Origin of the sequence: Gemmatimonas sp., assembly GCF_036405635.1 — a bacterium.
Classification (GTDB): domain Bacteria; phylum Gemmatimonadota; class Gemmatimonadetes; order Gemmatimonadales; family Gemmatimonadaceae; genus Gemmatimonas.
The window spans coordinates 1-5,805 of the sequence record NZ_DASWXE010000126.1; the positions used below are offsets into that span (position 1 = coordinate 1).

Sequence of the window (5,805 nt, forward strand, 5' to 3'; positions counted from 1 at the left end):
CGCCAGATGGGCGATAGGTGCTGGGGCACGTGAGCACGTCAGCGTAGTCCCCGTTCGGGTCGGTACGCGGACTGGCGCAGAAGAACAGTGGCTCGCCGTCTTTGACCGTCGGATTGATGTACAGCGCGCGCCCGACGGTGGCCGAGTAGGGACGGTACCCCACATCCATGCGGAAGGGGCCGATCGGCGTGACAATGCGCACGCCGACGCCGGGCGTATATCGCATGTCCTTCCACGAGAAGCGCTGCGAACTCGTTTCCCAGAGGGAGCCGCCATCGATGAACGTGACCCACTGCAGCTCCTGTGCAAGGAACCGCACGCCGCGGCGGTATTCGAGATTGCCGACCAGCATCGCGGTACCGCCGCGCGGAACCGCGCGATCCAGCCCTTCGCCTTGCCGTACCTCCACCCCGAGGCTGCCGTCGGGAAGCGGCACCGTGTCCACTTCGTTGACCGTGTAAATGACCGGGCCGAGCAGATTCTGCTGAAAGCCGCGCACCGAGTTCTGGCCACCCGTGAACAACCGCTCCTGCAATGGCAACAGCGGTGTGCCATCGACCAGCTCCGCCCCCGGTGAGAACACGCCGGATGCCTGCAGTCGCACACCGACCACGCCGCCGAGAAAGCGCAGGTAGGTGGACCCCTCGATGGTGCTGCGATAGAACCGCAACGTCGAAATATTTTCGAGCTCGGAATTGGTCACGCCGGCGCGCTGCTCGCCTCGCATTCGCCAGCCACGCGACGGATTCACGATATCGTTGGTGCGATCATACGAAGCCGACGCGCTAGCGATGGCGATGCCTCGGCCGAAAGACGAAAGGATATAGTCTTCCGGCTGGCACTGTCCGAATCGCGTGCATGCGATCGCGGGCGCGTTGAGGGTCCGTCCGTTTTCGTACTGCACACCCGCCGTACCGGTGAACCGCGGGGAGAACTGCCGGCTCAACTCGGTGAGTGCACCGATGGTCGTTTCGCGGAGATAGGCAAAAGGTTCACTCCGGCGCTCGCTGTACACCGACACCGACGGCGCCACCGGCAGACCGAACAGCCGGGAATTCGACACCGTGGTGCCGACGTAGTAGTTGAGCTTTTGGCTGAACTGGTCATCACGCATGGAAGGCGCGCACAGCGACGGCGCAAACCCGACCGGATCGCCCAGTCCAATCTTCGAGGCACGGGCCGTGAGTTCCACCCGACGCCCCACCCCAAGAAATCCGCGATCGACCAGGCGTCCCTGCGCGCGGATGCAATCGAGCGTGGCCCACCCGAGCCCCGCACGTGCGCTGCGGGTGGGGGATTCCGCCACCGACACCTTGAGTCCGATCAGGGAGTCGCGGCCCACGCCCTCGGCCGGCAACGTGTCCACCAACACCAGCCGAAAGGCTTCGGATCGATAGAGCGCACGCTGTGCTTCCAGGAGCTCCGAAGAGCTGTAGCGATCACCCGGGTCGATGGCCACGAGGCGCGCGACTTCACTGGAATCGACCCTGCGCGGGCCACCTTCCGTACGCGGCTGGATATTCACCTTCACTTCGCTGATGCGAAGCCGGTTGCCAGTCGTAAAGGCAAACGCGAGACCCACCTTCGCGGTCGCCGAATCGACGGTGATTCTCGTCACTGGCGTTTGCGCTCGCGCAAAGCCAACCTCGCGCAGCCGGCCGAGAATATTCACGACCGTGGTATCGACGGCCGTGCGGTCGAACCGCTTCCCCTTCAACGCGAGCAGCGATTGGCCATAGGGTCGACGACCACTCGGCGCGTCCGGCAGTCCGGTCACCTCCACCGAATCGATCGTCGCTTCGGGACCCGGCTCGATGATGAAGTGCACGCGCACGCCCTTCTTGCGGGGTTGCACATCAGTGGAGACCGTCGCGCGAAACCACCCCGCCTGGCGATGCAGAACTGCGATGCGCAGCGCATCCCGGCGCATTTCGAGCGAGTCGAGGCACGGCACCGTACCGATTCCGAGAAACCGCGTGACAATCCCCGGTTCGTGTGTCAGGATGCTGGCGGCAAGCGTCAGATCGTCGAACGCCGGACTCCCACTGAACGACACCACCCGGACCTGTTCATCCTGATTGCAGCGCGTCGTCCGCTGCGCCGCCGCCATGCCGGGCACCAGCAATGACACGAGCGCAGCCGCCACGCCTGTTCTCAGCCAGGACGTCAAGGTGGTCTTCAGGACGTCGCGCAGGTGGGAACGAAACCGCATCATCGAGTCGAGAGGGTGTGGCAGAGGGTCATATCGTCACGAATCTAAGTGCCGGAGATAGGGGACGGCGTAGATTGCAGGGTCACTTCAACATCCAGGAGCCCTACATGTGTTCGCGAGCCCGCCTGTTGGTCTTTCTGCTGTTCGCGGCGGCCAGTCCGATCGGGGTATCGGCGCAGGAGCGTCAGGTGGAGGGCAACCGGACCTTCCAATCCGCAGCCGCACGCGCCGATACGATGGCGACCAACCATATCGATGGCGAGCTCCTGCGGGATACCCTTGAGTCCCCTGTCGGGGATCCCTCGACGCCTCGCGATTCCGCAAGCGGAATTGCGGTGGTGGTGACCACAGACACAATTGACGGGCTCGCTGCGGGTACGCCTGATTCGCTCGCCATCCTGTCCGGAGCGGCACTGCGTCCGATCGCCCTGCGTCGCCTCAGCGCCTTTGTGGACACGACGCCTCAGGACACGGTACGCCGGCGCCCCCGCGCCGTGCAGTACTCCGATGGCTACGGCACACGCCTCATGATTCACCGTACCCTGAGCTGGGCGATGCTGCCGCTCTTTGCCGCGTCCTACTTCTCGGGCGACCAAATTCTCAAGGAAGGCAGCGACGCTCCCAAGTGGGCGCGCAACCTGCACCGTCCCGCCGCCACCTCCACCGCCGTGCTGTTCGGCGCCAACACGGTTACCGGTGTGTGGAATCTCTGGGAGGGGCGCCACGATCCCAATGGCCGCAAGCGTCGCTTCCTCCATGCGGCCCTGTTCATGGCCGCCAGCGGAGGCTTCACCTACGCCGGCACCAAGCTCGCCGATGACGCCGAACAGTCGGATGCCAAGCGGCGGCAACATCGCAACGTGAACCTGGTGTCCATGGGTGTCTCTACAGCGAGCTGGCTCATCATGCTCGTGGGCAACTGACCGCACTCGCCAGGCTATCGCACCCGCACCATGCTCGACACGCTGATCACGCTCACCCAACCGTGGGCAGACCTCTACGCCACCAGCACACCGCTTTCCACGACGGTATTGGTGCTGCATCTGCTGGGACTTTTTGTGGGCGGTGGCATCGCACTCGGCGCCGACCGCCGAGTGTTGCTCGCCGAACCCGGATCGGGAGAAGCGTACCTCGCTGCGGGTGAGGATCTCCGGGCCACACACGGGGTCGTACTGCTTGCGCTGGCCATCACGGTGCTCAGCGGCGTCGGGCTCGCGACGTCCGATGTCGGCACCTTTGCGATCTCGCCGCTGTTCTGGTCGAAGATGGCGGTGTTCCTGATGTTGATCATCAACGGTGCGATCATGCGCCGCACCGAGACGCAGGTCATCACATCGGCCAGATCGACGATGGAACACGCCATCAACGGACCGGATCCGGCGACGCCGTGGAATGCGTTGCGCCGATCGGCATGGATCAGTCTCGTGTGTTGGATGGTCCTCGTGGTACTCGGCGTCGTACTCGGCAACACCTGATCCACGCCGATTTCATCGGCCGCGGTTTCCGCACTTCTTGCTACGCATGCCCAACGATCTCGCAGACAAGCAGTCCCGCAACACGCCAACTCCGAACGATGCCTGCATCAGTTGCACCACACGGCGTGACTTCCTACGAGTCGGGGCCGGTTCCCTTGGCGCGCTGAGCGCGACGCTGTTGGCGGGGCCTTGGCGTGTGCTCGAGGCGTTGGAGCCGCGCGCGAGCGGCGCCGCGGTGCGCTATCCCATCCCCGCCGCCGACGGGGTGTCCATCGACAAGAAGAACGAAATCATCCTGTGCCGTGCTGGTCAGGAAGTGTATGCGTTTGCCCTGTCGTGTCCCCACGAGAACACGGCGCTGCGCACGCTGCCCAAGAACGGCGGCTTCCAGTGCCCGAAGCACAAGTCGAAGTATCAACCCAACGGCACCTTCATCAGCGGCCGCGCCACCCGCAACATGGATCGGCTGCCGATCACACGGGAAGGTGACGCGCTGGTCGTCGATCCCGATCGCTTTTTCGAAAGCGACAAGGATCCCGCCCGTTGGGCCGCCGCGTTGGTGAAGCTGTAGCCACTCCCGGCTCGCGGTGCGGATCGCTCTCCGGGCTTCCGTTGACCGGCACCGCGCGCGACGTTCCATGACCAGTGGCGCTCCGCTATCGGGCGCCTGCACCATCCGACCTCGTTCCGACGTCATGCGACCCTCCCGACTCGCCCCCGCCACCCGGGGCCTGCTCCCGGCGCTGCGCGCTTCTGCCCTGCTGCTGGGCCTCCCCGCCGCCGCGGTGGCCCAAAACACCAGCGCGCAGCCTGCACAGCCCAAGAAGACGGCCGCAACGCCGCTCGAAGCCTCCATCGACAAGCTCGCGACACACCCCACAGTGGTCGCAGCCATGCGTCAGATCCAGTCGGACAACGCGTGGACACTCGACCAGCAGGCATCGATCTGCCAGATCCCCGCGCCGCCATTCAAGGAAGAAGCACGCGCCGCGGCCTACCGCGATCGCATGAAGGCGCTCGGCATTCAGAACGTGCGCCTCGACAGCGAAGGCAATGTCATCGGCGAGATCAAGGGCACGGGACCCGGTCCCACGTTGTTGCTCGCTGGTCACCTCGACACGGTCTTCCCCGAAGGCACCGATGTCACGGTGAAGCGGGAAGGCACGAAGCTCATCGGCCCCGGTATCGGCGATGACTGCCGTGGTCTCGCGGTGGTGCTCTCAGTCGCCCGCCAGATCATCACGCAGAAGATTCCGTTCGGTGGCCGCCTGCTGGTCGTCGGCAACGTCGGCGAAGAGGGCCCGGGCAACCTCCGCGGCACGCGCGCGCTGTTCAAGGGCCCGCTCAAGGACTCGATCGATCTGTTCATCTCGGTGGACGGCACGGGCTTTGGTATCACCAACGGCGGCGTGGGCAGCAATCGCTACCGCGTGCACTACAAGGGCCCGGGCGGCCACAGCTACGGCGCGTTCGGCATGCCGAATCCGATTCACGCCATGGGTCGCGCCATCGCCAAGATCGCCGACCTCGAGGCGACGACCAAGCCCAAGGTCACCTTCAACGTGGGCATCATCTCCGGCGGCACGTCGGTGAACTCCATCCCCTTCGAGGGCATCATGGAGATCGACCTGCGCAGCGAGTCGGCATCGGCGCTGGCCGAAATCGATGCGCGTCTGCAAAAGGCGCTGCGCGCGGCCATCACGGAAGAGAAGGCACGCTGGCCGCAGAGCAAGGCCGCCCTCGATCTGGTGATCGACACGATTGGCATCCGGCCGGCCGGCATGACGCCCGACACCTCGCTCATCGTGCGCACCTCGCTGGCCGCTGCGCGCACGATGAACGTGTACACGCCGCTCACCACATCCAGCACCGATGCCAACGTGCCGATGAACCTCGGCCGCCCTGCGGTCACGCTCGACGGCGGCGGCGTGGGTCGCGGTGCGCATTCACTCGACGAGAGCTACGACGACCGCACGGACGGCTACAAGGGCCCGCAGTGGGTCATGCTCGTCGTGCTTGGCTTGCTCGGCGTCAAGTAAGACTTCAGACAACAGCGCTGCCACGGATTGCGCGGAAAAGCGCGGAAACCACACGGATCAGACTCTTTGTTTTGGCCGT

Annotated in this window: 5 protein-coding genes; 4 read left to right on the plus strand and 1 reads right to left on the minus strand. The window is 65.0% G+C overall.

What is annotated here, in order from left to right:
- Nucleotides 1-2,146: BamA/OMP85 family outer membrane protein (locus VGE27_RS10835; RefSeq protein WP_331049667.1), on the minus strand; the 2,146-nt coding region annotated here is incomplete at its 3' end.
- A gap of 173 nt (nucleotides 2,147-2,319) precedes the next feature.
- On the opposite strand from VGE27_RS10835, the gene VGE27_RS10840 reads away from it, so the two are divergent.
- From VGE27_RS10840 to VGE27_RS10855, 4 genes are all read left to right on the plus strand, one after another.
- Entirely contained in the window at nucleotides 2,320-3,135 is an 816-nt protein-coding gene (locus VGE27_RS10840) for a hypothetical protein (RefSeq protein ID WP_331049668.1), read from the plus strand.
- Between the two features lie 30 nt (nucleotides 3,136-3,165).
- A complete protein-coding gene (locus VGE27_RS10845) occupies nucleotides 3,166-3,687 on the plus strand; it encodes a hypothetical protein (RefSeq protein ID WP_331049669.1) in 522 nt (173 codons plus the stop codon).
- Between the two features lie 46 nt (nucleotides 3,688-3,733).
- A complete protein-coding gene (locus VGE27_RS10850; protein WP_331049670.1) occupies nucleotides 3,734-4,258 on the plus strand; it encodes a ubiquinol-cytochrome c reductase iron-sulfur subunit in 525 nt (174 codons plus the stop codon).
- Between the two features lie 124 nt (nucleotides 4,259-4,382).
- Nucleotides 4,383-5,726, plus strand: coding sequence for a M20/M25/M40 family metallo-hydrolase (locus VGE27_RS10855; RefSeq protein WP_331049671.1), 1,344 nt, complete (start codon nucleotides 4,383-4,385; stop codon nucleotides 5,724-5,726).
- Nucleotides 5,727-5,805 lie beyond the last annotated feature (79 nt).